Below are 2,400 nucleotides of genomic sequence, written 5' to 3' on the forward strand. Positions count from 1 at the left end.
AGTCACCAACTACGAAAGAGGACACAATCCCGGACGTACGAAGCTCAAAACCCTGTGATCGATTCTATGACACGCTCCTACAAAACAAAAACTCGTCGCGGAGTTATTCGGATCCGCGACGCTCGTGTTCGTCCTCGTGTCGTCGGGACTGCTCGCCGACGGAATGCTGGGGGCGAGTCCGAGTATGGGCGTGTTGTTCATCGGGCTGGCGACCGCCGGATGGCTGTTCGTTATCGTGCAGATGCTCGGGCCGATCAGCGGTGCGCACGTGAACCCTGCGGTTACCGTCGCACTATTAGTGACCGGCGACACGGACGCGAAGACCGCTCGGCAGTACATTCCGGTGCAGTTCCTCGGCGGTCTCATCGGCGTCGGCCTCGCGGGGCTCACCTTCGTGAGCACGATCGGGTGGGAGGTGTTCGCGGTCTCAGCCGTTGAACGACCCGCATCCACCTGGCTGGCCGAGTTCCTCGGCACCGTGGTGCTCGCGTCGGTTATCATCTCGCTGATCCGCCAGGAAAGCGACTGGATCGGGCTCGCGGTGGGCTTTACCGTCGGCATGGGGATCATCGGAACGGCCTCAACGGCGTTTCTGAACCCGCAGGTCGCTCTCGCCCGGATCTTCACGTCGGGTATCGCGGGGATCCAGCCGTTCGACGCCGCCATGTTCATGCTCGCCTCGATGCTCGGTGGGATCGTTGCAGGCCTCATGTGGCGGTACCTCTGGCCGCGACCGACTCCCCTCGACAGGGCGAAATCGGAGCCGAGCGACGAAACGGGCCTCGACAAATTCGCCGTGGAATCGTAGTTCCTTTCCGTGAATCGAATCCGCAACGGAGGAGAAAGATAACGTCGTACTCTATTTCAACTGTTTCGGGTACTGGTAAGTCGCTCCTGTTAGAGTGCCGAGGCCATCGATTTACATATACCATTCACCAATTTCGAATTTTCAAAATAAACTAACGGTGTGTCGTTGACCACTTCGTCACCAGTTTTAGATCACCAAATATCTCGCGAATGTATGAGTGTATGCCAGTAAGTTGGCAAATTAGCCCACACCTCTTCCAAAACGGCTTAGCAATGCGTTACCTCGATATCCTGTGACTCGAGTCGTTCGTTGCGTAATCGTGCCCTGCACTGTTCGTTTTGATCGCTATCCACAGATATAATAGTAACACAATAAGTATATTAAAGTCGACAGTCGAGGTGAGAATAGCACTACTGGTAATTGGTGAGTCATGGTACTTACAGATAGAAGACATTACATACTGACAATTCCAATCGGTGGATTTTGCAATGAAGACTCCATAGAATATCAGAAGAAATATAAATCATCGATTGACATCCTCCCTCTGAGGGGACATCTTAAATCCACTAGTTCTTTTATTATTTGACCCATAGGTTAGAATACAGGCACAGAAGTGGAATGGCTACGCAAGGTTTTTGACATCACGAAAGAATCGCTCTTTTATGCATAGGAGAGATTATATCTTATCTCTATCAACAATCGCCAGTTTGTCACTAGCTGGTTGCACCGGAAGCGGGACGGCTGATCTGGAGATCGATCGAGCGGAAGTACAAAACAACGCGGAGCAAATTGGCTACGATGGCCTGATGCGGGACACGGATCAACATGAGGGGGCATCAGTCCATTTTCCCCAGGCGCAGATCGTTCAGGTAATGGAGGACGATGACGTTTTCCAATTACGTGCTTACGTCACAGAAGAGGAATTTGTTTGGGACGACGATATCTTGATTTGGTGGGAAGGAGATCGGTTCCTGGAAGACGATATTGTCGAAGTTTGGGGCCGATTTGAGGGACTCATCACATATGAAACAGTGCTTGGTGACGAGCGTACGATTCCAGAACTGGTAGCGGCGGACATCGAGATAGTTGAAGAGAGCTAACAAGACCAGAACTTTCCTCGTGGATATAGTTTTCACACAGATAGAAATGACAGGATAGATCAATCGTATGCAATCTTCAAAGTATCCCAAAGCTGTCTTGCAGTATGTGCAGACCCGTGGATGGAATACGAATATTACTGAGCTACGGGACGGGGCGTATATCGTCGCAGGAACGCGGGAGAGGGACACCAGTTCTGAACGGATGCTCCTGATGGTCGTCTGTGAGCCGGAAGATGAGGTCACGGCAGAGCACCTGAAATATCTGCTCAAAGCAGGCCGGGAGAAGAATGCCGATTCGGTACTGGTAACGTATACTGGCACGGTTACGGAGAAGGCCCACGAGATCGGCGAAAAATACGGGGTCGGTGTAATCGAGTCAGAGAAAATACGATCCCACAGCGAAACTAGTAGTTTTGAGGGTGCCACAGAAAACTTGACACGGTCAGTGTTAACAAGCAACTCTACTAACTTCTACAGTAAATCTGAGGTGAG

2 protein-coding genes and 1 pseudogene are annotated in these 2,400 nt (G+C 51.4%); all 3 read left to right on the plus strand.

The window, feature by feature from the left end:
* Window positions 1–91: 91 nt before the first annotated feature.
* A pseudogene (locus tag FYC77_RS19890) lies at window positions 92–808 on the plus strand (MIP/aquaporin family protein); the annotation flags it as partial.
* A 662-nt stretch (window positions 809–1,470) separates the two neighbouring features.
* On the plus strand, window positions 1,471–1,908 hold the full coding sequence (locus FYC77_RS19895; protein WP_149083222.1) for a hypothetical protein: 438 nt from the start codon (window positions 1,471–1,473) through the stop codon (window positions 1,906–1,908).
* Window positions 1,909–1,975: 67 nt separating this feature from the next.
* Window positions 1,976–2,400: restriction endonuclease (locus FYC77_RS19900; RefSeq protein ID WP_149083223.1), on the plus strand; the 425-nt coding region annotated here is incomplete at its 3' end.

This window comes from Natrialba swarupiae (assembly GCF_008245225.1).
In the GTDB taxonomy this organism is placed as follows: Archaea; Halobacteriota; Halobacteria; order Halobacteriales; family Natrialbaceae; genus Natrarchaeobius; species Natrarchaeobius swarupiae.